26 protein-coding genes and 1 tRNA gene are annotated in these 26120 nt (G+C 62.5%); 8 read left to right on the top strand and 19 right to left on the bottom strand.

Annotated features, from left to right (window positions below; all coding sequences use genetic code 11):
• Nucleotides 1-21 precede the first annotated feature (21 nt).
• The 4 genes from prmA to purH all read left to right on the top strand — a co-directional run bounded on the left by prmA (nucleotide 22) and on the right by purH (nucleotide 4078).
• Nucleotides 22-933: a 50S ribosomal protein L11 methyltransferase gene (gene prmA, locus A5892_RS10655; RefSeq protein WP_064122786.1), complete on the top strand. Its 912-nt coding sequence runs from the start codon at nucleotides 22-24 to the stop codon at nucleotides 931-933.
• 132 nt (nucleotides 934-1065) lie between these two features.
• The gene (dusB, locus tag A5892_RS10650; protein WP_064122785.1) at nucleotides 1066-2088 is read left to right on the top strand and encodes a tRNA dihydrouridine synthase DusB; all 1023 of its coding nucleotides are present in this window, start codon (nucleotides 1066-1068) and stop codon (nucleotides 2086-2088) included.
• Nucleotides 2085-2402 (top strand): DNA-binding transcriptional regulator Fis, encoded by a 318-nt coding sequence (fis, locus tag A5892_RS10645; RefSeq protein ID WP_082890399.1) that lies wholly within the window; start codon nucleotides 2085-2087, stop codon nucleotides 2400-2402. Before dusB ends, fis begins: the two co-directional genes overlap by 4 nt.
• 89 nt (nucleotides 2403-2491) lie before the next feature.
• Entirely contained in the window at nucleotides 2492-4078 is a 1587-nt protein-coding gene (gene purH, locus A5892_RS10640; protein WP_064122784.1) for a bifunctional phosphoribosylaminoimidazolecarboxamide formyltransferase/IMP cyclohydrolase, read from the top strand.
• A gap of 153 nt (nucleotides 4079-4231) precedes the next feature.
• Here purH and A5892_RS10635 read toward each other — a convergent pair whose 3' ends face one another.
• From A5892_RS10635 to A5892_RS10605, 7 genes are all read right to left on the bottom strand, one after another.
• Complete coding sequence (locus A5892_RS10635) at nucleotides 4232-4468, bottom strand: DUF2061 domain-containing protein (protein WP_064122783.1); 237 nt, start codon at nucleotides 4466-4468, stop codon at nucleotides 4232-4234.
• Between the two features lie 178 nt (nucleotides 4469-4646).
• Nucleotides 4647-6119 carry an NAD-dependent succinate-semialdehyde dehydrogenase gene (locus A5892_RS10630; protein WP_064122782.1) on the bottom strand — a complete coding sequence of 491 codons (1473 nt, stop codon included), beginning with the start codon at nucleotides 6117-6119 and terminating at the stop codon, nucleotides 4647-4649.
• Nucleotides 6120-6192: 73 nt separating this feature from the next.
• Complete coding sequence (gene folE, locus A5892_RS10625; RefSeq protein ID WP_064122781.1) at nucleotides 6193-6750, bottom strand: GTP cyclohydrolase I FolE; 558 nt, start codon at nucleotides 6748-6750, stop codon at nucleotides 6193-6195.
• Between the two features lie 85 nt (nucleotides 6751-6835).
• Nucleotides 6836-7825: a serine/threonine protein kinase gene (locus tag A5892_RS10620; RefSeq protein ID WP_064122780.1), complete on the bottom strand. Its 990-nt coding sequence runs from the start codon at nucleotides 7823-7825 to the stop codon at nucleotides 6836-6838.
• A 47-nt stretch (nucleotides 7826-7872) separates the two neighbouring features.
• Nucleotides 7873-8082, bottom strand: coding sequence for a hypothetical protein (locus A5892_RS10615; protein WP_150123528.1), 210 nt, complete (start codon nucleotides 8080-8082; stop codon nucleotides 7873-7875).
• 75 nt (nucleotides 8083-8157) lie between these two features.
• Nucleotides 8158-8319 carry a YqaE/Pmp3 family membrane protein gene (locus A5892_RS10610; RefSeq protein ID WP_064122778.1) on the bottom strand — a complete coding sequence of 54 codons (162 nt, stop codon included), beginning with the start codon at nucleotides 8317-8319 and terminating at the stop codon, nucleotides 8158-8160.
• A 276-nt stretch (nucleotides 8320-8595) separates the two neighbouring features.
• Nucleotides 8596-8820 carry a hypothetical protein gene (locus A5892_RS10605; RefSeq protein ID WP_150123527.1) on the bottom strand — a complete coding sequence of 75 codons (225 nt, stop codon included), beginning with the start codon at nucleotides 8818-8820 and terminating at the stop codon, nucleotides 8596-8598.
• 15 nt (nucleotides 8821-8835) lie between these two features.
• Between A5892_RS10605 and A5892_RS10600 the strand changes: the two genes are divergently transcribed.
• Nucleotides 8836-9021, top strand: a complete 186-nt coding sequence (locus A5892_RS10600; protein WP_027349101.1) for a hypothetical protein — start codon at nucleotides 8836-8838, stop codon at nucleotides 9019-9021.
• A gap of 312 nt (nucleotides 9022-9333) precedes the next feature.
• Nucleotides 9334-9504, top strand: a complete 171-nt coding sequence (locus A5892_RS20495; protein ID WP_190295596.1) for a hypothetical protein — start codon at nucleotides 9334-9336, stop codon at nucleotides 9502-9504.
• A gap of 83 nt (nucleotides 9505-9587) precedes the next feature.
• On the opposite strand, the gene A5892_RS10595 is transcribed toward A5892_RS20495, so the two are convergent.
• A complete protein-coding gene (locus tag A5892_RS10595) occupies nucleotides 9588-10319 on the bottom strand; it encodes a double zinc ribbon domain-containing protein (protein WP_064122776.1) in 732 nt (243 codons plus the stop codon).
• A gap of 483 nt (nucleotides 10320-10802) precedes the next feature.
• On the opposite strand from A5892_RS10595, the gene A5892_RS20240 reads away from it, so the two are divergent.
• Nucleotides 10803-11066 (top strand): hypothetical protein, encoded by a 264-nt coding sequence (locus tag A5892_RS20240; protein ID WP_150123526.1) that lies wholly within the window; start codon nucleotides 10803-10805, stop codon nucleotides 11064-11066.
• A 241-nt stretch (nucleotides 11067-11307) separates the two neighbouring features.
• A tRNA-Leu gene (locus A5892_RS10590) sits at nucleotides 11308-11392 on the top strand.
• 421 nt (nucleotides 11393-11813) lie between these two features.
• Here A5892_RS10590 and A5892_RS10585 read toward each other — a convergent pair.
• The 11 genes from A5892_RS10585 to A5892_RS10535 form a co-directional block, all read right to left on the bottom strand.
• Nucleotides 11814-13430 carry a dipeptide ABC transporter ATP-binding protein gene (locus A5892_RS10585; protein ID WP_064122775.1) on the bottom strand — a complete coding sequence of 539 codons (1617 nt, stop codon included), beginning with the start codon at nucleotides 13428-13430 and terminating at the stop codon, nucleotides 11814-11816.
• On the bottom strand, nucleotides 13427-14815 hold the full coding sequence (locus A5892_RS10580) for a M20 family metallopeptidase (RefSeq protein ID WP_064122774.1): 1389 nt from the start codon (nucleotides 14813-14815) through the stop codon (nucleotides 13427-13429). Before A5892_RS10580 ends, A5892_RS10585 begins: the two co-directional genes overlap by 4 nt.
• Nucleotides 14816-14824: 9 nt before the next feature.
• Nucleotides 14825-15709 (bottom strand): ABC transporter permease, encoded by an 885-nt coding sequence (locus A5892_RS10575; protein WP_064122773.1) that lies wholly within the window; start codon nucleotides 15707-15709, stop codon nucleotides 14825-14827.
• The gene (locus A5892_RS10570) at nucleotides 15706-16623 is read right to left on the bottom strand and encodes an ABC transporter permease (RefSeq protein WP_064122772.1); all 918 of its coding nucleotides are present in this window, start codon (nucleotides 16621-16623) and stop codon (nucleotides 15706-15708) included. Before A5892_RS10570 ends, A5892_RS10575 begins: the two co-directional genes overlap by 4 nt.
• 59 nt (nucleotides 16624-16682) lie before the next feature.
• Nucleotides 16683-18185, bottom strand: a complete 1503-nt coding sequence (locus A5892_RS10565) for an ABC transporter substrate-binding protein (RefSeq protein WP_190295595.1) — start codon at nucleotides 18183-18185, stop codon at nucleotides 16683-16685.
• Between the two features lie 462 nt (nucleotides 18186-18647).
• Nucleotides 18648-19175 carry a flavin reductase family protein gene (locus A5892_RS10560; RefSeq protein WP_064122770.1) on the bottom strand — a complete coding sequence of 176 codons (528 nt, stop codon included), beginning with the start codon at nucleotides 19173-19175 and terminating at the stop codon, nucleotides 18648-18650.
• A gap of 34 nt (nucleotides 19176-19209) precedes the next feature.
• Nucleotides 19210-20568 carry an LLM class flavin-dependent oxidoreductase gene (locus tag A5892_RS10555; RefSeq protein WP_064122769.1) on the bottom strand — a complete coding sequence of 453 codons (1359 nt, stop codon included), beginning with the start codon at nucleotides 20566-20568 and terminating at the stop codon, nucleotides 19210-19212.
• Between the two features lie 128 nt (nucleotides 20569-20696).
• Nucleotides 20697-22061, bottom strand: a complete 1365-nt coding sequence (locus A5892_RS10550) for an LLM class flavin-dependent oxidoreductase (RefSeq protein WP_223302626.1) — start codon at nucleotides 22059-22061, stop codon at nucleotides 20697-20699.
• A 32-nt stretch (nucleotides 22062-22093) separates the two neighbouring features.
• Entirely contained in the window at nucleotides 22094-23215 is a 1122-nt protein-coding gene (locus tag A5892_RS10545) for an ABC transporter ATP-binding protein (RefSeq protein ID WP_064122767.1), read from the bottom strand.
• A 1-nt stretch (nucleotide 23216) separates the two neighbouring features.
• Complete coding sequence (locus A5892_RS10540; protein ID WP_190295594.1) at nucleotides 23217-25181, bottom strand: dipeptide/oligopeptide/nickel ABC transporter permease/ATP-binding protein; 1965 nt, start codon at nucleotides 25179-25181, stop codon at nucleotides 23217-23219.
• Nucleotides 25178-26119, bottom strand: coding sequence for an ABC transporter permease (locus A5892_RS10535; protein ID WP_064122766.1), 942 nt, complete (start codon nucleotides 26117-26119; stop codon nucleotides 25178-25180). Before A5892_RS10535 ends, A5892_RS10540 begins: the two co-directional genes overlap by 4 nt.
• Nucleotide 26120 lies beyond the last annotated feature (1 nt).

Below are 26120 nucleotides of genomic sequence, written 5' to 3'. Positions count from 1 at the left end.
AAGACAGACAAGGAGCCCAGCATGGCCTGGCTACAGCTCAAGGCACGCATCGACCCCAGCCACGCCGAGACCCTCGAATCGCTGCTGCTCGACGAGGGCGCTTCTGCAATCACCCTGGAAGATGCCGAGGATCGCCCGCTCTACGAGCCCGAGCTCGGCACCACGCCGCTATGGGCCGAAACCGTGCTCACCGGCCTCTACGACGATCTGGAAGGGATCGAGGCGATGCTCGAGCGGGTTAGCGCTCAGTGGGCGGCGATCGAACCCGACACCCCCTGCCCCGAGATCGAGTACGAGATCCTCCAGGACCGTGACTGGAGCCGCGAGTGGATGGATGGGTTCGAGCCGTTGAAAATGGGCCAGCGGCTGTGGATCGTACCGAGCTGGTTCGAGGCTCCCGAGCCCAATGCGGTCAACCTGCTGCTCGATCCGGGCCTGGCCTTCGGCACCGGCACCCACCCGACCACCGCGCTGTGCCTCGAGTGGCTGGACGGATTGGCGGTGGACGGCGAACTCGACGACCGCGAACTGCTCGACATCGGCTGCGGCTCGGGCATCCTCTTCATCGCCGCGCTCAAGCTCGGCGCCGCTTTCGCCGACGGCACCGATATCGACCCCCAGGCACTGCAAGCGAGCCGCGACAATGCCGAGCGCAACCAGATCATCGATGCCCGCTTTGCGCTTCATTTCCCCGAGGAGGCGCCCGAACGCGAGTACGATCTGATCACCGCCAACATCCTCGCCGGGCCGCTAGTCGAGCTCGCGCCGATGATCGCTGGGCGCCTGAGCCCGGGTGGACGCTTCGCGCTCTCCGGCATCCTCGCCAACCAAGCGAACGGAATCTGCGACGCCTATGCCGAGCAGGGCCTGGTGGTCGATGAGGTCGAGGAACGCGAGGGCTGGGTCCGCATCGCCGGGCGCCGACCGCGCTGATCGAGGCCGTCGCAGCGTCGCGCGCCGCGGACGCTGCGTACGTCATTTTGCCCTTTTCGTCTGGGGTAGCTTCAACAACCCAGGCCAGGCGGCTATCATAGGCGCCCTCTCATAGTTCCCTAAATACCGTCGATGACCTCATCCGCCGTCGCGCCGTTTCGCATCGGCGCCCACACGCTCGCCAATCGCCTGGTACTGGCCCCGATGGCCGGCGTCACCGATCGCCCTTTCCGCGCCCTGTGCCGGCGTCTCGGCGCGGGACTGGCGGTATCGGAGATGGTCACCTCGGATCGAAAGCTATGGCACACTCCCAAGTCCAGGCTCCGCCTCGACCACAGGGGCGAGCTGGGCCCGAGGGTGGTACAGATCGCCGGCGGCGACCCGCGGATGCTGGCCGACGCGGCGAAGGCCAACGCCGACCACGGCGCCGAAGTGATCGACATCAACATGGGCTGTCCGGCGAAGAAGGTCTGCAACAAGGCCGCAGGCTCGGCGCTACTGCGTGACGAAGCGCTGGTCGGCGAGATTCTCAGCGCCGTGGTCGGCGCGGTCAGCGTGCCGGTGACCTTGAAGATTCGCACCGGCTGGTGCGATGAAAGCCGCAATGGGGTCCGCATCGCCCGTCTCGCCGAGTCGCTCGGCATCCAGGCACTGGCGGTGCACGGCCGCACTCGATCGCAGAAGTTCCAGGGGACGGCCGAGTACGAGACGATCCGTGCGATCAAGGCAGCGGTCAAGATCCCGGTGATCGCCAACGGTGACGTCGATTCGCCGGAAAAGGCCGCTCACGTGCTCGCCGTCACCGCCGCGGATGCGCTGATGATCGGGCGAGGCGCCCAGGGCAACCCTTGGATCTTCCGCGAGATCGATCACTACCTGCGCCACGGCGAGCGGCTGCCAGCGCCGACGCTTGCCGAGCGCGAAGCGACCATGCACGAGCATCTTCTCGCGCTCTACGAACACTACGGCGAACACATGGGTATTCGCGTCGCGCGCAAGCACATTGGCTGGTATCTCGCTACGCTTACCCATGGTGCCCGCGCTCGCGCCGACTTCAATGCGCTGGAAACGAGCACCGCCCAGCTCGTCTACATCAATCGTTATTTTTCCACCGCGCCGAAAGACGCAGCGTCCGACGGAAGCACGATCCAATGAACGACAGACCTCCCGTACTCCTCGAACAGGCAACGATCGCCGACGAATCCGTCGAAGCGCTCGATGCCGGCCACGCGACAGACGGCCAGGCCACGCTGAGGGAGACGGTGGCGCTGACCATGCAACGCTATTTCGAGCATCTCGACGGCGAGAGCGTCACCGATCTCTACCAGATGGTGCTCAGCGAGGTCGAAGCGCCGCTGCTCGCCAGCGTCATGGCCCACGTCAACGACAACCAGACCGCGGCGTCCCAGCTGCTCGGTCTCAATCGCGGCACGCTACGCAAGAAGCTCAAGCAGCACGGCCTGCTCTGATTCGATGACGGTGCCCGTCCCGCCTTCGCCCGGGTCGGGCACCGTCGCCATTGAGATTTCCCCCCACCACCCGAGCCTGCGAGTCTCCCATGAGCATAAGCATCTCCCCCGTGCGTCGCGCGCTGCTGAGCGTTTCCGACAAGACCGGCATCGTCGATCTGGCCCGAGCCCTCGACGCCCGAGGCGTAGAACTCCTCTCCACCGGCGGTACCTATCGCCTGCTCGAAAGCGAAGGCATCCGCGTCACCGAAGTCTCGGCGCACACCGGCTTCCCTGAAATCATGGACGGTCGGGTCAAGACCCTGCATCCGAAGATCCATGGCGGCATCCTCGGCCGGCGTGGCCAGGATGATGCCGTGATGGCGGCACACGACATCGCGCCGATCGACATGGTGGTGGTCAACCTCTATCCGTTCGAGCGCACCGTCGCCAATCCCGATTGCACCCTCGAGGATGCGATCGAGAACATCGACATCGGCGGTCCAACCATGGTTCGCGCCTGCGCCAAGAACCATGCCCATACCACCATCGTGGTCTCGAGCACCGACTACCCCCGCATCCTCGATGCGCTCGAGCGCAACGACGGCGGCGTCGAACAGGCGCTGCGCTTCGATCTGGCGGTCAAAGCATTCGAGCATACCGCGGCCTATGACGCGGCGATCGCCAACTACCTCGGCCTGCGCGTCGAGGGAGAGCAGGCCAGCTTCCCGCGCACCTGGGGTGAGCGCTTCGTCAAGCGCCAGGAGATGCGCTACGGCGAGAACCCCCACCAGCGCGCCGCCTTCTACACCGAACCCGCGCCTGCCGAGGCTTCGGTCGCGACCGCAAAACAGCTGCAGGGCAAGGCGCTATCGTTCAACAACGTCGCCGATACCGACGCCGCGCTCGAGTGCGTCAAGGCGTTCAGCAAGCCCGCCTGCGTGATCGTCAAACATGCCAATCCCTGCGGCGTGGCGGTAGTACCGGATGCCGAGGGCGGCATCCTCAAGGCTTACGAGCGCGCCTTCGCCACCGACACCGAGTCGGCCTTCGGTGGGATCATCGCCTTCAACCGTGAACTCGATGGCGACACCGCCAAGGCGATCATCGAGCGCCAGTTCGTCGAGGTGATCATCGCCCCCAGAATCAGCCAGGCAGCGCGCGATGCCGTAGCCCCCAAGGCCAACGTGCGCCTGCTCGAGTGTGGCGAATGGGGTGCCGAGCGGCTCCCTGCCTGGGACTACAAGCGAGTCACCGGGGGCCTGCTGGTGCAAAGCCGGGATACCGGGATGATCGATGCCGAAGAGCTCAAGGTCGTCACCCAGCGCGCACCGAGCGAGCAAGAGCTGCATGATTTGATCTTCGCCTGGAAAGTAGCCAAGTTCGTCAAATCCAACGCAATCGTCTATGCCAAGTCCCGCCAAACCATCGGCGTCGGCGCCGGCCAGATGAGTCGGGTCAATTCGGCGCGAATCGCGGCGATCAAGGCCGAGCACGCCGGTCTCGAAGTGCCTGGCTCGGTGATGGCCAGCGACGCCTTCTTCCCCTTCCGCGATGGCATCGACAACGCCGCCCAGGCGGGGATCACCGCGGTGATTCAGCCAGGTGGCTCGATGCGTGACTCGGAAGTGATCGAGGCCGCCGACGAAGCGGGCATCGCCATGGTCTTCACCGGCATGCGCCACTTCCGCCATTGATCCAACCGCGGCCCGCTCCGGCAGGGCCGCGCGCGAAGCCGGAAAAGAGAAAAGCCCCGAGGAAGCGTGCTAACGCTCCCCGGGGCTCTTCTGTTTCTCGCCGCTCGATGCGAGCGGCGCGTTCACCGCGGGGTCATCGACCCCGGGCGGATGTCAGTGCACATGGTCACGCGGGCGGCGCTCTTGATCGGTCGAACGAATCCGGCAGGGCTTCAGTTCGGGACGGAAAAGGCGCTGGTTCAACGCACCGGCTGCCCCACCCGCGACCAGATTGAGCAGCGGAGCGATGAGCGATGCCAGACCGCTGAGCCACGGGTCGCGAGTCAGCGCGAAGAACACCGCGAAGGTGACAGAGAAATGCAGCATGCCGAAGTTCATTTGCTTGATCATCGCATCTACCTCCGGTCGCGTAACGTCTCGCAAGGCGAGTCGATCAAGTTGATCCCATGACTCAAAGATAGCCCAGGATGGCTTTTTTCATCAAGCGACTCTTGATCAACCCAGGTTAATTAACAGAATGAAAAAAGCGCCCGGCAGCTTTTTTCGCTTGCCGGGCGCTCCGAAGCCGTCAGCTACCGATATTGATGCACAGGTACTTGGTCTCCTGGTACTCATCGAGACCGTACTTCGACCCCTCGCGTCCAAGCCCGGAGGCCTTGACGCCGCCGAAAGGAGCGGCTGCGTTGGAGATCAGCCCTTCATTGATCCCCACCATGCCGTAGTCGAGCGCCTCGGCGACGCGCCAGACCCGGCCCAGGTCGCGGGAATAGAAGTAGGCGGCCAGGCCGAACTCGGTATCGTTGGCCATCGCGATCGCCTGCTCTTCGCTTTCGAACGAGAACACTGCCGCCAGCGGACCAAAGGTCTCTTCTCTCGCCACCTTCATCTCGGCGGTGGCACCGTTGATCAGGGTCGGGGTGAAGAAACGTCCGCCGAGGCTGTGCGGCTGGCCGCCGAGCAGCAGTTCGGCGCCCTTGTCGAGCGCATCCTGGACGTGCTCGCCGACCTTCTCCACCGCGTTCTGGTCGATCATCGGGCCGATATTGATCCCCTCCTGCGTACCGGGCCCTACCTTGAGCTCATGGTGCATCGCCGCGGCGAGCTTTTCGCTGAAGGCGTTGATCACGCCGCTCTGGACCAGGAAGCGATTGGTGCAAACGCAGGTCTGGCCCGCGTTGCGGAACTTCGATGCCATCGCCCCCTGCACCGCGGCATCGAGATCGGCATCGTCGAAGACGATGAAAGGCGCGTTGCCGCCGAGCTCGAGCGAAATCTTCTGCACATGGGCCGCGGCCTGGCTCATCAACCGGCTGCCCACCTCGGTGGAGCCGGTGAAGGTGATCTTGCGCACCAGCGGTGACTCGGTCAGCGCGGCGGCGATCTCCGCGGCCGAGCCGGGCAGTACGTTGAACACCCCTCGTGGCACCCCGGCGCGCTCGGCCAGCGCTGCCAGCGCCGTGGCCGAGAGCGGCGTCTGGCTCGCCGGCTTGATCACGATCGGACAGCCCGCGGCCAGCGCCGCCGCGGCCTTGCGGGTGATCATCGAGGAAGGGAAGTTCCATGGTGTGATCGCACCGACCACGCCAACCGGCTGCTTGAGCACCAGGATCCGCTGGTCGGCCTTGGCACCCGGGATGGTGTCGCCGTAGCTACGCCGCGCCTCCTCTGCGAACCAGCGCATGAAGCTCGCCGCGTAGACGATCTCACCTTCGGCCTCGGCCAGCGGTTTGCCCTGCTCGAGGGTCATGATCATGGCGAGGTCGCGCTTGTGCTCGAGCATCAGCTCGTACCAGCGCATCAGGATGTCCGCGCGCTCGAGCGCGGTTCTGGCCCGCCAGGCGGGGAAAGCGGCATGGGCCGCGGCGATCGCGCGCTCGGCCTCTTCACGGCCTAGCTTCGGCACCTGGGCGATGATCTCGCCGCTCGCCGGATCATCGACATCGATCTGCGCGCCGCTGTCCGCGGCGACCCAGCTGCCATCGATGAACGCATGGGGACGAAAGAGCGCCTCGTCATTCAGCCTTGAACTCAACGCTTGCATGGCCTTGCTCCTCGTATCGGATCCGGCCGCGCACCACGGTGCAGGCGGACGGACTAGGGCGTGACGACACGCCCTAGCGTGTGCCCACCAGGGTCAGGAACTCCTGGCGGGTATTGAGATTCTCGCGCATCTCCCCGAGCATCACCGAGGTCTTCATGCTCGAGTTCTGCTTCTGCACGCCGCGCATCATCATGCACATGTGGCGCGCTTCGATGATCACCCCCACCCCTGCGGCACCGGTGACTTCGGCCACCGCCGAGGCGATCTGGTGGGTCAGCTCCTCCTGGATCTGCAGCCTGCGGGCGTACATGTCGACGATACGGGCGAACTTCGACAACCCCAGCACCTTGCCGCTGGGCAGGTAGCCAATGTGGCAACGACCGATGAACGGCAGCATGTGGTGCTCGCAGAGCGAATAGAGCTCGATGTCCTTGACCAGCACCAGCTCATCGGTCGATGAGCTGAACACTGCGCCATTGACGATCTCCTCCAGCGTCTGCCGGTAGCCATAGGTGAGAAACTGCATGGCCTTGGCGGCGCGCTCGGGAGTATCGCGCAGGCCCTCTCGGGTGGGATCTTCGCCGAGCTCACTGATAACGGCGCGATAGTGGCGAGCGAGTTGGTCTGTCATCGTTGGGGGTCCGGAAGGTACGTGAAGCGGCGGCCCGCGCCGCTCGAAAAGGGCTCATTCTAGCCATTCCGCGCTGGCATCGCACTCATGCCAGCCAAGGTTTGCGCGCGATCGCCACCCGTTGGAGCTCGAGTGCGCGCAGCTGATCATGCCAGAAACCATCGCCCTCGACCCAAGGGAAAGCGCGGGGGAACGCAGGATCGTCCCAGCGCGCCAGCAGCCAAGCAGCGTGGCGCATCAGCCTGACGCTGCGCAGCAGTTCGATCCACTGGATCTCGGCGCGATCGAACGAGCGGTACTGCTCGTAGCCCTCCACCAGCTCTTCGAGCTGCGCACGCCAGCCCTGCTCGTGATCGTCACCGAGCAACATCCATAGGTCCTGCACCGCCGGGGCGTACATGCAGTCGTCGAAATCGACCAGGGCGAAGTGCTCACCGTCACCGAGCAGATTGCCGACATGACAGTCGCCATGCACCAGGATCGAGGCGGCATCAGGCAGGCGCAGGGATTCGATCGACTCGATCAGCCGCGCGGAGATGTCGGCGTAATCGGTGGCGAGCCGCCCGCGCAGCCGACCACTGGTCAGCACCGTTTCGCGGCTGGCGCTGCAGCTCGACACCGCATCGAAATGCGGACGGTGGAGAAGCTCCAGCGACTGCGCGCTGGCGTGCATCCTGCCGATCACCTCCCCCAGCGCGAACAGCTGGGCGGGGTCGTCCAGCGACGGCGCCCGCCCGGGGACCTGGGCGAAGATCGCCAGGCGCTGATCGGAAAACTCGAACAGGCTTCTCCCACCGGCGTCGCGCCATAGCGGCCCAACCGGCACCCCATCGGTCTCGAGCCGCCCTAGCAGCGCATGCTCGTCGAGGATCGCGGCATTCGACCAGCGCCCGGGGCGATAGAACTTCGCCACCCAGCGCCCGCCATCGTCGTCGCGAAACGAGACTACCCGGTTCTCGTAGCTGTTCAGCGCGAACGGCTCCGAACCGAGCGAAAAGCCCAGGGATTCGATCGCGTCGGCGATCATCATCGGATCGAGAGTTGAAAAAGGTGGGGGGCGGATATCGGGTGGCATCGGGTCTCCGAAGCTAGGAGGACAATCTCACTGCCAGGCGAACGGTCTCACCGGTGGTGGAGCACCAGCATGGCAAGGACGGCCAGGCTCAGCGAGGCGAACAGCGGCCCTTTCACCTCGCGCGCGAACGCGCGCCGCTGTGGCTCATCGTCGCGCCGCGGCCACCACGCGCCTCCCCGCCGGCACCACTGCCACCAGCGCCACAGCACCGGCAGCGAGGCCAGCGCCAGTATCGACAGGTTAAGCAGTGTGGGCATCGATATCATCGCATTCTGGGCCGCATCGAGAGCCCGACAGTATAGGAGCTCGAGCGCCCTTCGGCGACGCATTGCTCAACAAAGTTCACCGGTGACCATCAGCGCGTGGATGATTCCCGGCACCCAGCCCAGCAGGGTCAGCAGCAGATTGAGCAGCAGGGTGGTGCTCAGTCCGGTCTGAAAATAGACGCTCAGCGGGGGCAGGATCACATCGAGCACGTAGAAGAAAAAGCACATGGAGCATCCATCCAAGAGCGCGGGGGCGTGAAACTCGAGCGGCGACCAACACCGCCATAGAATGCCCCATATCAAAGGCGATGGACGAAAAAAAACCCACTTCAACGAACGAAGTGGGTCGAAAGAAGAGTGAAAACGTCAGGAACCTCGATCTTCGACTCGCATCCTGCGCTTGCAGCGCTCCTTGCTCTTGCTTAGCCTCTCACCTGCCATCGACGCTGTCAGTGCACCTAGGTACACTCGCGCGACCTGCAGCCGACGAATCGACCACCACGATCACAGCGTGAACACTTGCAATACTGCGCGAGTGATCTCTGCGGTGCCCTGGATCGCTTCGTTGGTCTGCTGGGATGCGCATCCGGAAAGCAGCAGTACGGCACCGGATGCCATCGCGAGCAGCGCATGACGCGCACCTGCGTTTGTGATCATGAAATTCAGCCCTTCGTCATCGCTGCCACCACCTGGAATCATTGGCAGCGGCGTCCATTCGGCTTTCGTCATCAAGGAGTCCATGCAATGCAAACCGCTGATTCGGAAGCGCCGCTCCTATGGCTGGCCGGCATTCTTCCCTATCTCGGTCTAGCCCTGGCGATCCTCATACTGCTCGTCTTCATCATCGCCAAGGTCTGGGTCTTTCCTTCTCCCGAGGTGCGCCTGTCTCGCAATCGCCGTCGCGCCAAACGCAAGCGCGGACGCGGCTAGCCCCTGCTCGAGGACTCAATACATCCTGACGTAGAGGGTCAGGCCAAGCGCCAGGATGAACATCAGCGCCACTAGCCAGGTAAATTTATCCATCGTCACCTGCCTGGAGGAAATGTCCTACAAGCATGAACGCACCATCCGCCTGGCGGAATTAACCCTATCTGAGCGCAGGTAGCACCTGGCATCCGAGCCCCAAGACGCCATCACGCCAATTTGGTACATACCACCCCACTTGGACGTTGGCCTGAGCAGCCCAGCCCGACTAAGGTAGTAAGGTGTGTCGCCAACAACGAATAACTAGAGGGCTCCGCCATGCATCACGCCGTCATTCCCTATTATCTCCATGACGCAGATCCTGCCCCGGCCTACTGGCTGGTGGTTCGCCGCACGCCCCGTGACGACGCCGCGCTCAGCCGCCATGAGTCCCGGGAAAGCGCCATTGCCGTCGCCGAATCGCTCAACCGCGCGGTCACTGCCGCCTGAGCCGGCGAGGTTCCCGGCGATGGCCTGTCATCGCCGGGACGCATCGCTCCTGTACCAACTTCCGCCTGCGTTTGCTCTGCCCCTCATCGCCTGGTCGGCAGACTCCGTGGCGTGCGCGCAAGCGCCAGCGCCGCAACCTCGAGGCATCCCGCATCGAAGCAGCACTGCGCCAGCGCCTCGAACGTCGCGCCTGTCGTCATCACATCATCGAACAGCAGCACACGAGGCGGAGGTGAGATGGCCAAGCTAAAGACCTCAGTGAGATTGCGCTGCCTCGCCCGACGTCCGAGCCCACGCTGACTGCCGGTTGCCCGCAGGCGCCGTGCGCGCAGCAGGGGCATGCCGACCCGCCTGGCGAAGCGTCGGGCCAGCCAGTCGGCATGGTCGAATCCGCGCTCGCGGACGCGCACTGCGTCCGAAGGCACCGCCAGCAGTACGTCGAATCGCGCGCCCCAGTCCCGCTCATCGGACTCGATCAGCACCGTCAGCGCCAACTCCACCAGCAGACGTCCGGCACGGAAGTCCCCCTCGAACTTGAAGCGCCTCACCAGCCAAGCGATCTCATCGCAAAACACCAGCGGCGCCCTGCTCGAGCTCATCAACGGCGGCGCGCTCAAACAGCGTGAGCAGTGCAAGCCACGCGCACCGCCCGGCAGCGGCTCGGCGCAGCCAAGACACGCCGCCCGGTTGCGCGGCAGCGCCGCGAAACACGCAGCGCACCATGGCATCCCACGCAGTGGCACGCCCAGACACAAGGGGCAATGTCCAGGAAGCAGGCGCAGCAGCGCCCTCTCCCACCAAGGAAATACCCGCATCCCGCCTCCTCACTCGCGCCGACCCAATCTTTCCATCGTCGCGCGAATGGCTTGCTTGAGGCCGATCCTTCCATTGGGCCCGACCCGCAACGAAAGGCATGGCGAACACCCCGTAACTGTTGCGGCATCTTCAGGTACGTCGGTTCAAGTTGCCACGCCGGCTGACTGCATCCGTCTTTTGAATACCGGCTTTTCAATGGGTGAATCGCTGCAAGGCGATATTCGAATCTTCCTGAAGCTGATAACAGCATTGGGCGAAACGAGGGTTTACCGGTTATACCTTGACCATTAACCGAACGATTATTTCATCCAGTGGCGCCGTTGTTAACCCACCCCAGTCGTTCATTTCGTCCCCCAGACCACCATTTCATCCATCGCCAATTCATTTTACAAAAACATCTAAAAAACATAATTTAAATGACCTCTTCTGCTGAAAACCCTGTGATATACCGTATAGCTCTCAATCGGCAGGGAGAGATCATCGTGTACGATCAAAAGTCGCCTTTCCATATTGGCCAGAAAAGAACCATAGGAGAATTGCGCAAAGCGCTGGAGTCTTATGGATCACGGTGCAAGGGGTCCATCTATGTGCACGCCTACCTATATGACAGAAATACCTTGAGAAAAAAACCTCAGTCCAAGCCTGGCATATTCATAATCAATCAACTGGCCGACTGCGTGGAAATCACCGTCAAGACAGACAGAAAAAGCGTGAAAGAACTCTTCGAGTCCTTGAGCAGCGCATGAAAACGGATCCTGTCACTAGATCGAGGCCTATCCACGTATCACTGGGCCTTTTCAACATCCCCCACACCGCCCCAGCATAACGAGTGCGCTGCCCCGCACTGCCCCTATGCAGAGGTCCGAGCGCAACTCCGACTTGCGAGGGAAACACCGTAAGGAGCGCCCGAAGCACACGGCCCCTGCGCACCGGGCGTTGATGACTCTTTACTCACCAAGCCTCGGCAGGCATAATGTCGCCCGCCGTGCCGGCTTGGTGGAATTGGTAGACACGCAGGATTTAGGTTCCTGTGCCGAAAGGTGTGTGGGTTCGAGTCCCATGGCCGGCACCATTTCTAAATAATTGTTCTTCCTACTCTTTTCCTTCGTTCCAGAAAATCATCCAACAGCACAGGATTTTGCGTGTGAGTGGATTGTGAATCGAGTTTCTCGACCGCATCCCTGACACGATGAGGCGCGAGGTGTGCGTACTTCTCGGTACCTACACTATGCGGCACTATTCTTGTCGAATGCTATGGACAATCCTGCCCAATGCATCCACCAACATGAGCGGCAGCCCAGAAGCGGAACCCGTTCAAGCCTGTTGGGAACGCACATGGACTCAGCTATCCAAAGTAGTATTTCCAGCTCAGAGTTGCTGACTCGCCTATGCGCATGGCTGAGCGGAGCAATGTCGACGTGGTGCCGCAACGACAAGCCATTATTTCATATTACTAATAATTAAGGTCCGGCTTCGCACCCTATCCCTTTTCGTCACGCCAAATCCGGCGTCTCCCACTTGCGTCCCGGCATGGCCGACAGAAGCTGGCGGGTATAGGGCTGCTGCGGATTGCCGAAAACCTCGGCCACGGTCCCACGCTCCACGATACCGCCTTTGCTCATCACGATCAGGTTGTCACAGATTTGCGCGGCGACACGCAGGTCGTGGGTGATGAACAAAATCGTCAGTCCCATGTTGCGCTTGATGTCGGCCAGGAGCAGCAGCACCTCTTTTTGCACCGACACGTCCAGTGCGGACACCGCTTCGTCCGCGATCAGGATCTTGGGTTCGACCATCAACGCGCGTGCGATGCAGATACGTTGACGCTGCCCGCCCGAGAACTGTGACGGATAGCGGTAGAGCGCCTCCTCCTCCAGCCTCACGATCTTCATCAGCCGCTTTGCACGCTCCCAGGCGACGCTGCGCGAGACGCCGAAGTTCATCGGTGCGCCGATCAGCTGCTCGCCGATCGAGCGCCGGGGATTGAGCGATCCATAGGGGTCCTGAAAGACGATTTGGATGTCCTTCCTCGCAGCCCGCAGGCTCGCCCGCGAGCCTTGTGCGAAGTTGCGGTTGCCGATCCAGATCGCACCGTCGTCGGGGTCCAGCAGGCGGATCAGACAGCGCACCAACGTCGTCTTGCCCGAGCCGCTTTCGCCGACGATGCCCAGCGTCTCACCCTTGCGGACGGTGAAATCCGTCGGGTGCAGCGCGTGAACCGTGCGCGCCCTCCTCGTCAGCGTGCCGGCGACGTGATAGCTCTTCTTCAGCCCTTGCACACGCAGCGCGATCTCGTCACTCAGCGGTTCGGGCGTATCCTCGCGCTTACGAGGGACGGCGGCGATAAGCTGGCGGGTATAAGGGTGCTGGGGATCGTTCAGCACCTCATCCGCGCTGCCCTGTTCGACGATGAGGCCCTTTTGCATCACCACGACACGATCCGCGATTTCCGCCACCACATCGAAATCGTGTGTGACGAACAGGATTCCCGCACTGTGCGAAGATTTCAAAGTCTTGAACATCGACAAAATCTGCGCCTGCGTCGTCACGTCCAGCGCTGTCGTCGGCTCGTCCGCGATCAGTAGCGTCGGGTCCATCGCAAGCGCGATGGCGATCACGATACGCTGGCGCTGCCCGCCCGAAAGCTGATGCGGAAAGCTTGAATAGATGCGAGACGGGTCAGGAAGGCGAACCTCCTCCAGCAGGGCCATCGTACGAGCCTTGCGTTCGGCTTTAGCCAACTCGGTGTGGGCCGTGAAGATCTCCTCGATCTGGTCACCTACGGTAAAGCAGGGATTCAGCGCGGTCATGGGCTCCTGAAACACCATTGCAATGCGCTTGCCGCGCAACCGAGCGTGTTCACGGCCCGACATCTTCAGCAGATCCCGTCCCTCGAACAGCATCTGCCCGCCCGAAGGCTTCAGTGCCTTGGGCAACAGACCCATTGCGGTGAAGGCTGTGACCGACTTGCCCGAACCGCTTTCGCCCACCACGCAGACGATCTCGTTCGGGTGGATGTCGAAGGAAAGGCCGCTGACCGCATGGGGACGATCACCATTTTTGGGCAGATCGACCGTAAGGCCACGCACCGATAGGACGGCCTGCGTCATGGCCGCAGCTTTCCTTCACCGATGTCCCAGAACAGACCGGCCATCATCTCCGCCGCCTCTTTTGCAACGCTGACCATCATGTGTTCGTCCGGCGCGTGCTGCGAACAGGACGGGTGCGAATGCGGGATCCAGATGGTAGGCATGCCAAGCGTTTCGGCAAACACCTCGTTGGGAAGCGAGCCGCCGAAGTTCGGCTGAACCGCGGGCTCCTTGCCGGTGGTTCGTTTGATCGAGGCCACCACCAGACGGGTCCAGGCATTGTCGGGGTCGGTGCGGGTGGCGCGGAAGAAGCCACGATCCATAGGCTGGATGCGGATATCCTGGAAGCCGTTTGCATCCAGATGTTCGCGCAGGGCAGGCAGGATGCGTTCGCGGTCCACGCCGACGACATAGCGAAGCTGGCAGGTGGCCTTTGCCGAGCCGGGAATGGCGTTCACCGGAGCTTCGGGGCGGCCGCAATGGTAGGCCAGCACCTCGAAGTTGCACCAGCCATAGACCTGCTCGGGACCGGTCAGGTTCGGCTCGCCCCATGAGGGGTCGGTCTCGGGATCGTCGGGGCCAACTTCCATCTCGATATTCTTCAGCGCGGCATGAACGTTCGCGGGAATCGCGCCCGGTGTCCATTCGCGGATGTTGATCCGTCCCTTGGCGTCGGTGATCGTGGCCAGCGCGTGGGCCAGACGGATGCCCGCGTTGGGCAGCAGCCCCCCCCAGTTGCCGGAGTGATACGCGCCGTCACGCAGCTCGCAGATCAGATGGAACCCGTGCCCGCCGCGTGCGCCAAGGAACACCGTCGGCACATGGGTCGAAACGCGCGGCCCGTCAGACGCGATCAGCACGTCCGCCGCCAGCAGGTCCTTGTGGTCCTGCGCGATCTCGGCAAGACCCGGAGAACCGGATTCCTCGCCCATCTCGATCAGCACCTTGACGTTGAAACCAAGACGGCCACGCGCTTCCAGCACCAGACGCAGCGCGGCGAGGTTGATCGTGTGCTGTCCCTTGTTGTCGACGGCACCCCGGCCATAGATGCGCTCGTCGGCAAGCGTCGCCTCCCACGGGCTGCGGTCCTCCTTCCAGTCGCCTGCCATGCCCCACAGTACGTCACCATGGCCATAGGTCAGAATGGTGGGCTGGGACGAGTCCTCGATCCGCTCGGCGAACATCACGGGGACACGCTCGAGCTTCGGGTTCGGCAGAATCCGGCAGGTGAAGCCCATGCCTTCAAGCATTGGGCGCATCTGTTCGTTCAGATAGCGCAGGTGGTCAGGGGCGCTGTCTTCGCGAGGGCTTTCGGACGGGATCGCCAGGCGCTCCCGCATCTCGTTCAGAAAGGCACCTCCGGTCACATAGGCTCCGGCATCGGCGACAACGGTCGAACGGGTCATGTCGGTCTCTCAGTTCCTGTTTTCGGGGGCCAGCACATCGCGCAAAGCATCGCCCATCATGTTGATCGCCAGCACCAGAACGCAGATTGCGGCACCGGGGATCAGGATCAGCCAGCTGTCGAACAGTAGATATTGGCGCCCCTCGGCCACCATCAGGCCCCATGAGGGTGTCGGCGGTTGAACGCCAAGACCGAGGAAGGACAGCGAGGCCTCGAGCAGGATCGCGTGCGCCATTTCGAAAGTAGCGATGACGGCGAAGCGATCGAAGATGTTGGGCAATAGTTCCTTGACCAGCAGCTTCGGGGTGGAATAACCCATCGACTGCGCGGCCTGGATGTACTCCTGATTGCGGATCTGCATCACCGCGGAGCGTATGACGACCGCGAAGCGGTCCCACAGCAATAGTCCCAGCACCAACACGACGACGATGAGCGAGCCGCCGAAGATCGCGACTACCGCCAGCGCCACCATGATGACCGGCAGCGTCAGGCGCGTCATGATCAGGAAATTGATCACCAGATCGACCTTGCCGCCGAAATAGCCCGCCAACACCCCCATCACGGTGCCGATGATCCCTGAGGTGATCACGGTGAATATCCCGATCAGCAACGAGATGCGCGCGCCATAGATGATCCGGCTCAGATAATCACGGCCCAGACCGTCGGTGCCGAAGGGATGCGCCCAGTCCGCCCCTGCCAGCCAGAAGGGCGAAGCGGTGCGGTTCGTCATGTTCTGCGCCAGCGGATCGTAAGGCGCGATCAAGGGCGCAAAGACCGCCATGACGAAGATCAGGCCCAGCACGACCGCGCCGCAGAGGAAGGCCGGGTTGGCGAAGGCGCGGGCGGCAAAACCCTTGCGGCGCGTTTTGGGGAGGATGAGTTCCGGACCGTTCATTGGGTACGGATCCTCGGGTCGAGCCAGGCGTTGATGAAGTCGGCCAGCAGGACCATGACGACGTAGAAGACGGCGACGATCAGTAGCACCGCCTGCACCACTGGCAGGTCCATGCGCGAGATGGATTCCCATGCCAGGAAGCCGAGCCCTTGAATGCCGAACACCGTCTCGATCACCACCGATCCACCCAGCATATTGCCGAACTGCACGGCGGTCAGCGAAACCACCGGGATGACCGCGTTGCGCAGCGCATGCTTGAACACCACTTTCCAACCGCTGATGCCCTTGGCCCGGGCTGTGCGAATGTAGTCGGAAGACAGCGCCTCGATCATGCCCTGCCGGATCAGCCGCATCATCGGCGGGGTGGAGTAATATCCAAGCGCGATGGCGGGCAGCACGAAATGCCCCAGCGTGGCCGAGCCCGACGGCGGCGCGATGCCCAGGGTCAGCGAAAACACCACGATCAGGATCAACGCGAACCAGAAATTGGGCATGGCCTGCCCCAGTACCGCGATCAGCATCGCGGCGCGGTCGATGATGCTATTGGGCTTCAGTGCGGCCGCGACGCCCAAGGGAACCGACAGCGCGAGCATGACGCCAAGCGCCATCACCGCCAGCGTCATGGTATTGGGCAGCCGGTATGCGATCAGCTCGGCCACCGGCTGTCGGAAAAATAGCGAGTTACCGAAATCCCCCTGTACCGCGCTGGCCAACCATTCGCCATAACGCACCGCCAGCGGCCGGTTGAGACCCAGATCTTCGCGGATCGCCTCGATCTGGGCGGCGGTGGCTTCCTCGCCCGCCACCGCGATCGCGACGTCGCCCGACGCGTTCAGAAGGGTGAAGGCCAAAAGCGAAACGGCAACGCAGACGAGCAGCGCCAGACCGATCCGCTGCATCAGATATCGAGCCATGTCTCACCGATCACCGATAGTGGGAGGGTCCCGCGCCGGAACCGGCGCGGGACATGGGATCACTCGTTCCAGCTCGCTTCGAAAAAGCGTGGCGTCTCGTCGGGCACGGGGGTGAAATTCAGCTTGCCGTCGTAAACGTAGTTCAGTGCATAGGTGAAGATCGGCACCTGGAACGCCTGATCCGAGATGCGCCCGAGCGCCTTGGCATAAGCGGCCTTGCGGGCTTCGGGATCGATGGTGGTGTTGCCTTCGTTAAGCAGCGCCGTCGTTTCGGCATCGCGGGCATAGTCGACGGAGGACCCGTCATACCAGTAGCCCGGTCCCGCACTGACATCCAGGATCGAGGACGACCCCCACGCCTGGAACCACATCGGCGTGCGTCCCTCGGTCCGAGCCTGCGCGATGGCCGAGGCCTGCAGCATGGTCAGGTTCGCCCTGATACCCACAGCAGCCAGATCGCCGATGATCGCCTCGACCACGGGACGGTCGCGATAACCATAGAAGTCGAGCGAAAATCCGTCGGGATAGCCCGCTTCGGCCAGCATCTCCCTCGCTTTCGCGGGGTCGTAGTCATAGGTGGTGACCTCGGTCGCGATGCAGCCGAACTGAGGTGGTGCACAGGCAGTGTCGATGGTCTGCGAACCAGGGCCGATCATCGCTTCGCGGATGCCGTCGCGATTAATGGCATGGTTGATCGCACGGCGCACCTCGAGATTCTTCAGCGCAGTGTCACCGGTGCGACCTGCGGCATCCATGCCGATGAAGCCGATGCGCAGCGTGTCACCGGATTCGACCTTGAGCTGCGACTGGCCCTCGAACTGCTGTACCGCATCCGGCGGGACGCGCCAGATCCAGTCCAGGTTGCCGGTCATCAGCTCGATGGCTTGTGTGTTGAACTCTGCGATACGACGGAATTCCAGCTTTTCGATAGAAGGCTTGCCCTTCACGCCGCCGAAATAGTCGGGGAAGGCTTCCATCTTCACCCGCTCGCCGGCGACGACGTCGGTCACGCGATAGGGCCCGGTGCCGATGGGCTGGCGCGACATACCCTCAGGTCCGACCTCGGCATAATAATCCGACGGATAGATCGGAAGGACGTTGGCAAGATATTCCAGCACGGCGGGAAACACGCCTTTGGTCTTCAACCGCACGGTATAGTCATCGATCTTCTCAGCTCCTTCGAGAAAGAAGATCGACTGAACAGTCGCGTGGGAAGTCACATATTCGACCGTGCCGACGACATCATCCGCCGTAAAGTCGCTGCCGTCATGGAACTTGACCCCATGTCGCAGTTTGAATTCTATCGTGGTGTCGTCGATCCACTCGAAAGATTCGGCCAGATGCGGTTCGATCTGGTTAGTGTCGTTATTGCGATAGATCAGCGTGTCCCAGATGTGGTGTCCGAGAACGATACCCTCACGAATCGTATGGGTATAGAAGTCGATACTGGATGGCATGCTGTCGGAAGCCCAGACCAGCGAATTGTCCGATGGTCCGGCCACTGCAGGCACCGCACCCAGGCCAAGAACAATCGCGGCGGTATAAGCAAGAGTTCGTTTCATATCCATTCCTATTGAAGGATCGTGACGCCTTTATTGTTTTTAGAAACGTTACCCTAAGGAACGTAATGTTGTATCTATAGTTCTTTAAAGCCTGGGGACTGTCAACATGGACGATGCCTGACGCCGTTACTTTTTCATGCAGCGTCCTTCGGCATCGACTCCCGCTTGGCGTTCAGATCCCCCCACTCTGCGACAAACTCGGATGGCGGTTGCGGACTCCATGTGCAACACATCTGTTGAATTAATGCCGGAGGAGCATGCCGCATAGCCATGATCTCTTGTAAGGCTTCTTGGACCCTTTTTCCACCATCTCGATCGAGCATTCCATCGAGCGAGAGTGATATGTCTGCATGACTCGCTAAAGCTCCAGCTGTCAGGCCCGATCACCTCTTTGTCGACGAACACATCGCCTTTGGCAGTACCGACCTACGGTATCTCCATGCTGTAGAACGTGCGCCGGGATCACATCCCTGCGGAAAACCGCCCGTAGCTGCCTTGGCAATAGATCAGTGGATCGTCGCCCGAGGTTCCGATCGCCCGGTCGATGCGGGCGATCAGGCCGGTATGGGTACCATAATCGAAACGCTGATCGGTCACGCAAAAAAGCGTTGCCTGCGCCTGACCAAGCCACGGCAGGCCATCGGTCTGCCGTCCGGCGGCCGCGAGGCCGTGCCAATCCCCTTGCGCAAACCGCTCAGGCCCCGAGGCGCGTCCAATCGCCGCCGCCAGATCGCGCACTGCGTGGCCGAGAATGCCGAGCGAAAACGCTCCCCTGCGCGTCAATGCGTCGTGGGCCGAAGCTGCACGGTTCACGCAGATCAGCAGCGAAGGCGGCTCCATCGACACCGAAGTAACCGCGGTTGCCAGCATGGCATGACGCTGCCCTTCCCACTCGGTAGCGATCAACGCCACGGTCGAACCAACACCGCGCCACAATCCGCGAAAGGTGGCGGCGTCCCCTTCCACGACGTTGTCGGTCACTGTCGTCATTCGGCCCACTCCCGATATCGCCCGCGCGGCATGCTCATAGTGATACGACCTTGCGGCCATGGCGTGAGACGATGTCACCCAGTTCCGGCAGCGCCAATCCGAGGTTCTCGCGCAGCGTCGGGCCTTCGTATTCGGTGCGGAACATGCCGCGCGCACGCAGCTCCGGCAGGATGAATTCAGCGACGTCTTCCATGCCGTTGGGCAGCGTCGCGGGGCAGATATTGAATCCATCCGCGGCATTTTTTTCCGACCAACTCTGCAGTTCGTCGACGATCGACTCAGGCGTCCCCACGATGGTCCAGCCAGAATTTCCCGCCGCCACCGTCAGGTAGACATCCCGGATCGTCAGATTATTCTCCTGCGCCATCTGGTAAAGACTGTCGGCCAGTGACTTGACCTTGGCATGCTTGGGCTCCGGCAGTGGACCATCGATATCGTAATCGCGCAGGTCACCAAAATGGTGGTAAAGGATCGACAGGCCCACCTGCGGCTCGATCAATTGCTGCAACAAGTCTTGCTTGGCTTTGGCCCGCTCCATCGTTTCGCCGACATAGAAAGTCACGCCGGGCATGATCAGGAGCTCGGAGGGATCGCGACCATAGGCAGCCACGCGGGCCTTCATGTCGGCATAATAGGCCTGCGCTTTCTCGATCGAATGGGCAGAGGAGTAGATGACGTCTGCCGCCCGCGCGCCAAGATCCCGCCCCGGCTCGGAGCCTCCGGCCTGCACGATGATGGGTCTTCCCTGCGGCGTGCGCGCCGAGTTCAGCGGCCCTCTGACCCTGTAGAAGCGCCCCTGGTGATTGAGGATGTGCAGCTTCTCCGGGTCATAGAACAGGCCACTTTGCTTGTCCCGCAAGAAGGCGTCCGGTTCCCAGCTGTCCCACAGTCCCGCCACGACATCGACGAATTCATCCGCCATCGCATAGCGCGTGTCGTAATCGAAATGCTGGTCACGGCCGAAATTCCAGGCCTCCTGCTCAGACCAAGAGGTGACGACGTTCCAGCCGGCCCGCCCCCCGGAGATGTGATCGAGCGAGGCATAGCGGCGGGCGACGTTGAACGGCTCGTTGTAGCTTGTCGATGCGGTCGCCACGAGACCGATGCTTTGCGTGCAAGCGGCGATAGCCGACAACAGCGTGGTTGGTTCCAGCTCCGCATTCTTCATGCTGCGGGCGGCGGAACCAGGCGGCAGGTCGTCCTCGCGTACACCTACGCTGTCTGCGAAGAAGATCATGTCGATCTTTTCAGCTTCGGCCTTTCTTGCGACCTTGAGAAAGTGTTGCAGGCTGAGCGCGCCACCCGACGGAACGTCCGGGTGACGCCAGGCGGCGACGTGATAACCCAGGTATCGACAGGATAATCCGAGCTTTATTTGGCGAGTCTGGGCCATGGTTTTTCCTTTCCTGGCAGGAACAAGGTCGGGCACTGCGGTTTCACTGCGAAACGCACCTGTGATATCGAATCGAAGACATCACACTTTTCGACAATCTCTCCCGCAAGAGCGCGGGTAGAGAGGACTCAGTTCGACATCGAAATACGATCATCGCTTTTCGAGCGCCCATCGTTCGATTTGTTTTTCAGGTCGGGAACCGGGTTTAGACCGAGATTAGCGCGCAAGGTCTCTCCTTCATATTCGCGATGGAATATGCCACGCCGCTTCAGTTCCGGGATGAGCTTGGTGATGAAGTCCTCGGCGCCACTCGGGAAATAGGGAGCCATCAGGTTCCAGCCGTCGCAGGCACCGCTTTCGAACCAGCGCTGCATGTGATCGGCGATGGTTTCGACGGTTCCACAAACCACGCAGTGCCCTGAGGAGAGGGATATCTCTTCATAGACCTGACGCACCGTCATCGGTTTTTCCCGCAGGCGGCGCTCCCATTGATCGCGCGCGCTCTTGACCCCATTCGATTCCGGCAGCGGCAAAGGCACCGGGTCCTCCGGATCAAGATGGCTCAGATCGCCGAAGGTCTTGGAAATGAGCTGCATCCCCACCTCGGGGTGGACGAGGGACTTGAGCTCCGCCATCCGGGCCTGCGCTTCGGCCTCGGTCGCGCCGATGATCGGCATCAGGCCCGGCATCACCAGCACCTGGGACGGGTCGCGGCCCGCCGCCGCTACTCTTGCCTTCATATCCGCGAAGAATTCCTGCGCCAGTTGCAGGTCCTTCTGTCCCGTATAGATGATGTCCGCGACCCGCGCTCCGAGGTCGCGCCCGGGCACCGAACTGCCGGCCTGCGCGATCACCGGATGCCCCTGTGGCGAGCGACGCAGGTTCAGCGGGCCGCGCACTTTGTAGAACTCACCCTGGTGGTTCAGCACATGCATGCCTTCGGGGCGGAAATACTGCCCGCTGGCCTTGTTTGCAATGAAGGCGTCATCGTCGAAGCTGTCCCACAGACCGGTGACCACATCGACGAACTCGTTCGCTCTCGCGTAGCGTTGCGCATGCTCCATCAGCGTATCGCGATTGAAGTTCAGCGACTCGTCCTCGCTCCAGCCGGTCACCAGATTCCAGCCCGCCCGACCGTGGCTGATATGGTCGAGTGAGGCGTACTTCCTCGCCAGCGTATAGGGTTCGTTATAGGTGGTCGATGCCGTGCAGATCAGCCCGATCTTCGACGTGATCGCGGCCAGCGCCGCCAATAGCGTCAGCGGCTCGAACCTGTCGATATGGCCATGATAGCTAAGCTCTTCGGCATTGCTGTGCGGGATGCGCACCGCCGCGCCATCGGCGAGGAAAACGAAATGGATCTTGGCATCCTCGGCCATCTTGATGATCCGGGCATAGCCTTCGAAATCATTGGCGATGTCGGGGTCGGCATCCAGATGGCGCCAGCCAGAACTATGGCCGCCGTTTTGCACCATGTTGATGCCTATCTTCATCATCGATCTCGGTTGCGTCATTTTGATCTCCATTACCGGCCTGCCACCGGCATTTGCGGTTCGGATGTCTGCGCCGGCGCGCGGCGAAGAGGAAAATGGCAAAGACAGTCTTCGGGCGTAGCGCGGGTGCCACCACGCGGCCCAGCCTGTGGGCGCATCTCGACGCAAAGACGTGGCAAGCGATGCCCGTCCGCGATCACCAGCCTGTGCGGGTCCGTATGCGTCGCTAACGTTCGGGCATGGAGGCAACGGGTGTGGAAAGCACAGCCCGTAGGAAGCGCAAGCGGACTGGGCACCTGGCCTTCGAGCAAGCGCACGGGGTTGGCCCTTGCCGCTTCCGGGTCGTCTTGCGCCACGATCGAGAGCAGGCTGTCGGTATAGGGATGGGCAGGCGCGTCGCACACCCGTCGAGTCGGACCATGCTCGACGAACCGGCCCAGATACATCACCCCGGTCGCATCGGCGAACCGGCTGACCAGCGCCAGATCATGGGTGATGAACAGATAGGTCAGCCCGAGCGTTTCCTGCAAATCAACCAGAAGGTTGATGATCTGCGCCTGTACGGACACGTCCAGCGCGCTGACCGGCTCGTCCAGAACCACGATTTCCGGCTCGCAGATGATTGCCCGCGCGATGGCGACGCGCTGTCGTTGCCCGCCTGAAAGTTCGTTCGAGTAGCGCCCTAGATGCGCGACATTCAGCCCGACCTGACGAATCGCCTGTGCGATCCGCCGCCGCTGACCTTCGCGACTGCGCTCGATACCGTGGACGATCAGCGCCTCGCGCAGAACCTCGTAGACCGTCTGACGCGGGTCGAGCGAGGCCCGGGGGTCCTGCAGCACCATCTGTATTCGCCGCCGGAGCTTGCGCTTTTCACGCGGCTTCAGCGACTGGATCGGCTGTTGGTCCAGCAGGATCTCGCCCGCCGAGACCTGCACCAGGCCGGTGATCGCACGCGCCAGCGTACTTTTACCCGAACCGGATTCCCCCACGATGCCGAAGCAAGATCCGCGCGGCACGTCGAAACTGACGTCGTCGACGGCCTGCACGCGGCGGCCGGGCGCCTTGCTGAACAGCGGGCGCGGCAGGGTGAACTCGACCGACAGGCCGCGTATGCTCAGGATCACGTCGCTCGAGGCATCGCCATAGGGCATCTCAGCGCTCCTCGGCGAAATGGCAAGCAACCAGCTGACCGCCGACGGCGCGCGCTGCGGGGGCCTGGGTCTGGCATCGAGCGCGCCCTTGGGCGCGGCTGCAGCGCGGGGCGAAGCTGCATCCCGGCGGGAACTGCCCGAGCATCGGCGGGTCACCGGTGATCGCCATCAGCCGCTTGCCCTCGCCTGCGCCATGCAGCGTCGGCGCCGCCGCCCGCAACGCCTGGGTATAGGGATGCAACGGATGGCGGAACACATCCTCGACCGAACCGGTCTCGACGATCCGGCCGCCGTAGATCACCGCCACATCATCGGCGTAGCGCGACACCAGCCCGAGATCGTGGGTCACCAGCATCATCGCCATCCGATTTTCCAACTGCATTCGACGCAGCAGCACGAGGATCTGCTGTTGAATCGTTACGTCCAGCGCCGAGGTCGGTTCATCCGCCAGCAGAATATCGGGATCCTGGGCCAGCGCGATGGCGATGACGATGCGCTGCTTCATCCCACCCGAAAACTGATGTGGATATTGATCGAGCCGCTGCTTCGGGTCCGCGATCTGCACCGCGGTAAGAAGTTCCACCGCACGGCTGCGGGCCTGCGCTTTGGGCATCGGATTGCCCGACAGGATCGCTTCGATCAACTGCGCTCCCACGGTCATGACCGGATTCAGCGCGCTCGATGCATCCTGGAACACTACGCCAATATGGCTGCGGCGCAGCTGCTGCAGCCGAGTGGCCGACATGGCGTCGACATTTTCGCCTTCGATCGCAAGGATGCCAGCGGTGATCCGGGCCTGTCCGCGCGGCAAAATGGTGCCAACCGCCCGCAGCAGCGTGCTTTTGCCCGAGCCCGATTCGCCGACGACCGCCAGCGTGCGCCCCCGACGCAGCGTGAAGCTGACTCCGCGTACGGCGGGCAGCGCACCTGAATCGGTCAGATAGGACACCTCCAGATCACGTGCGCGAACCAGAACGTCCGCCTGCCCCGCCCCCAGCGCCGGCGCGGCAACGCTGCCTGCTGATCGTTCACGGCCAGGTTTCGCCCGAAGCCTGCGCCACCAACGCACACGCCGCGTCTTCGAGGCGGTAGGGTCGTAGATATTGCGAAGCTCCTCGCCGAGCAGATTGAAGCCAAGCGCCGAGAACGCGAGAAACAAGCCGGGGAAAGTCGCCATGTAGGGGTGGCTGCGGATATAGGAGCGGCTTTCGCCCAGCATCGCGCCCCATTCGGGTTCGGGTGGCTGGGTGCCGAGCCCGAGGAAGCTCAGCCCCGAAGCCGTCAGCAGCGTCGAGGCGAACAGCAGGCTCGACAGCGTCACCAGAATCCCCGCGATGTTGGGCAGCACATGCCGCGCCATCACCCGCAATGGAGAACAGCCAAGCGCTACGCTGCCCTCGACGAAAGGTTCAGCCAGGGTGCTGAGCGCGACGGCGCGCGCGGTGCGGATGAACACCGGGATCGAGACCACGCCGACGGCGATGATCACGTTCGTCGTACTCGGCCCCAGCAGAGCGACGAGCGCCAGCGCGAAGACGATATCGGGAAAGCTGAGCATGATGTCGACGCAGCGCATCACCCATTGGTCGAGCCAGCCGCGAAACCATGCCGCCGCGAGACCGAGTGGAACGCCGAACAGGAAGGCCACGGCGACGCCACCGATGCCGATCCCGAGCGAAGCGTGCGCCCCGTACAGGATCCGGCTGAACTGGTCGCGGCCGAGCTGATCCGTTCCGAACCAATGCGCGGCAGAGGGCCCCTTCAGGGTGGCGAGGAAATCCTGCTGGTAGGGATCGAGCGGCGCGATGAGGGGGCCGAACAGCGCGATGAAGACCATGATGGTGACGATACCGAGACCGATCGCGCCCTTGGGCGAGGATAGCAGCCGCCGCAGCAGCTGGAAGGAAGGTTTGCGACGCCTCGGCATGTGCGTTGCACAGAGATCTTCGGAGATGGGAACGGTCATGGGCGTCCATACCCCGTGGCTGCCGACTTTTCGTGCGTGCGGGGATCGAGCCATTGGCCGATCAGGTCGACGGCGAGATTGATGACGATGAACACGGCGGCGAACATCAGCACGCAATACTGGATCACCGGATAGTCGGAGCTGCCGACCGCCTCCACCAACAAGCGTCCGAGTCCAGGGATGCCAAAGACGGTCTCGGTCACCACGGATCCGCCGAGCATCCCACCGAACTGCACGCCCGCGACGCTGACCGCGGCCACCAGCGAATTGCGCAACGCATGGCGCACGATGACGCGAGTTTCGCTCAGCCCTTTGGAACGCGCGGTATCGAGATAATCCTTGCCCATCACTTCCAGCAGATTGGCGGTCACCAGACGGCTGAACAGCGCAGCCGGGCGCGTCGCCACCACCACCACCGGCAGCACGAAGTGCCAGGGCGTCGTCGCCCCTGCCGCTGGCAACCAGCGCAGCTCCACCGCGAAAAGCCAGATGCACAGCAAACCGAGCCAATAGATCGGCATCGAAATCCCGGCCAGAGTGATGGTCGTCACGATGGCGTCGAACCAGCCGCCCTGACGCAGGGCGCAGATCACGCCGGTGACGACGCCGAACACTACCCCTAGAACCAGTCCGCCGACCGCGACGATGAGCGTTTTCGGCAAACGCTCGCCGATTTCCTGTACCACAGGGCGGCTAGTGCGATACGAGACAGCGATCTCCGGATCGACGATGCCTTTCAGAAACAGGCCATAGCGCGCGATCGGCGAGCGATCGAGCCCGAGATGGCCGCGGATGGCCGCGATTTCCTCATCCGAGGCCATGTTCCCCGCCAGCTGGGCGGCAGGGTCGCCGGGAATCATGTCGACGAACCAGAATGCCAGGATACTGACGGCAAAGAGTGTGGGGACCGCGACGAGTAGGCGCCTGAGGACGTACATT

The organism is Halotalea alkalilenta, assembly GCF_001648175.1.
In the GTDB taxonomy this organism is placed as follows: Bacteria; Pseudomonadota; Gammaproteobacteria; order Pseudomonadales; family Halomonadaceae; genus Halotalea; species Halotalea alkalilenta_A.
Note: the sequence above shows the minus strand (reverse complement) of the source record. Positions and strands in the feature narration are given on the sequence as shown.

Bases quoted from the DNA above. Each gene is read 5' to 3' on its own strand.
- prmA (WP_064122786.1), top strand. From the start codon at position 22: ATGGCCTGGCTACAGCTCAAGGCACGCATCGACCCCAGCCACGCCGAG.
- dusB (WP_064122785.1), top strand. From the start codon at position 1,066: ATGACCTCATCCGCCGTCGCGCCGTTTCGCATCGGCGCCCACACGCTC.
- fis (WP_082890399.1), top strand. From the start codon at position 2,085: ATGAACGACAGACCTCCCGTACTCCTCGAACAGGCAACGATCGCCGAC.
- purH (WP_064122784.1), top strand. From the start codon at position 2,492: ATGAGCATAAGCATCTCCCCCGTGCGTCGCGCGCTGCTGAGCGTTTCC.
- A5892_RS10635 (WP_064122783.1), bottom strand. From the start codon at position 4,468: ATGATCAAGCAAATGAACTTCGGCATGCTGCATTTCTCTGTCACCTTC.
- A5892_RS10630 (WP_064122782.1), bottom strand. From the start codon at position 6,119: ATGCAAGCGTTGAGTTCAAGGCTGAATGACGAGGCGCTCTTTCGTCCC.
- folE (WP_064122781.1), bottom strand. From the start codon at position 6,750: ATGACAGACCAACTCGCTCGCCACTATCGCGCCGTTATCAGTGAGCTC.
- A5892_RS10620 (WP_064122780.1), bottom strand. From the start codon at position 7,825: ATGCCACCCGATATCCGCCCCCCACCTTTTTCAACTCTCGATCCGATG.
- A5892_RS10615 (WP_150123528.1), bottom strand. From the start codon at position 8,082: ATGCCCACACTGCTTAACCTGTCGATACTGGCGCTGGCCTCGCTGCCG.
- A5892_RS10610 (WP_064122778.1), bottom strand. From the start codon at position 8,319: ATGTGCTTTTTCTTCTACGTGCTCGATGTGATCCTGCCCCCGCTGAGC.
- A5892_RS10605 (WP_150123527.1), bottom strand. From the start codon at position 8,820: ATGACGAAAGCCGAATGGACGCCGCTGCCAATGATTCCAGGTGGTGGC.
- A5892_RS10600 (WP_027349101.1), top strand. From the start codon at position 8,836: ATGCAAACCGCTGATTCGGAAGCGCCGCTCCTATGGCTGGCCGGCATT.
- A5892_RS20495 (WP_190295596.1), top strand. From the start codon at position 9,334: ATGCATCACGCCGTCATTCCCTATTATCTCCATGACGCAGATCCTGCC.
- A5892_RS10595 (WP_064122776.1), bottom strand. From the start codon at position 10,319: ATGCGGGTATTTCCTTGGTGGGAGAGGGCGCTGCTGCGCCTGCTTCCT.
- A5892_RS10585 (WP_064122775.1), bottom strand. From the start codon at position 13,430: ATGACGCAGGCCGTCCTATCGGTGCGTGGCCTTACGGTCGATCTGCCC.
- A5892_RS10580 (WP_064122774.1), bottom strand. From the start codon at position 14,815: ATGACCCGTTCGACCGTTGTCGCCGATGCCGGAGCCTATGTGACCGGA.
- A5892_RS10575 (WP_064122773.1), bottom strand. From the start codon at position 15,709: ATGAACGGTCCGGAACTCATCCTCCCCAAAACGCGCCGCAAGGGTTTT.
- A5892_RS10570 (WP_064122772.1), bottom strand. From the start codon at position 16,623: ATGGCTCGATATCTGATGCAGCGGATCGGTCTGGCGCTGCTCGTCTGC.
- A5892_RS10565 (WP_190295595.1), bottom strand. From the start codon at position 18,185: ATGAAACGAACTCTTGCTTATACCGCCGCGATTGTTCTTGGCCTGGGT.
- A5892_RS10560 (WP_064122770.1), bottom strand. From the start codon at position 19,175: ATGACGACAGTGACCGACAACGTCGTGGAAGGGGACGCCGCCACCTTT.
- A5892_RS10555 (WP_064122769.1), bottom strand. From the start codon at position 20,568: ATGGCCCAGACTCGCCAAATAAAGCTCGGATTATCCTGTCGATACCTG.
- A5892_RS10550 (WP_223302626.1), bottom strand. From the start codon at position 22,061: ATGAAGATAGGCATCAACATGGTGCAAAACGGCGGCCATAGTTCTGGC.
- A5892_RS10545 (WP_064122767.1), bottom strand. From the start codon at position 23,215: ATGCCCTATGGCGATGCCTCGAGCGACGTGATCCTGAGCATACGCGGC.
- A5892_RS10540 (WP_190295594.1), bottom strand. From the start codon at position 25,181: ATGACCGTTCCCATCTCCGAAGATCTCTGTGCAACGCACATGCCGAGG.
- A5892_RS10535 (WP_064122766.1), bottom strand. From the start codon at position 26,119: ATGTACGTCCTCAGGCGCCTACTCGTCGCGGTCCCCACACTCTTTGCC.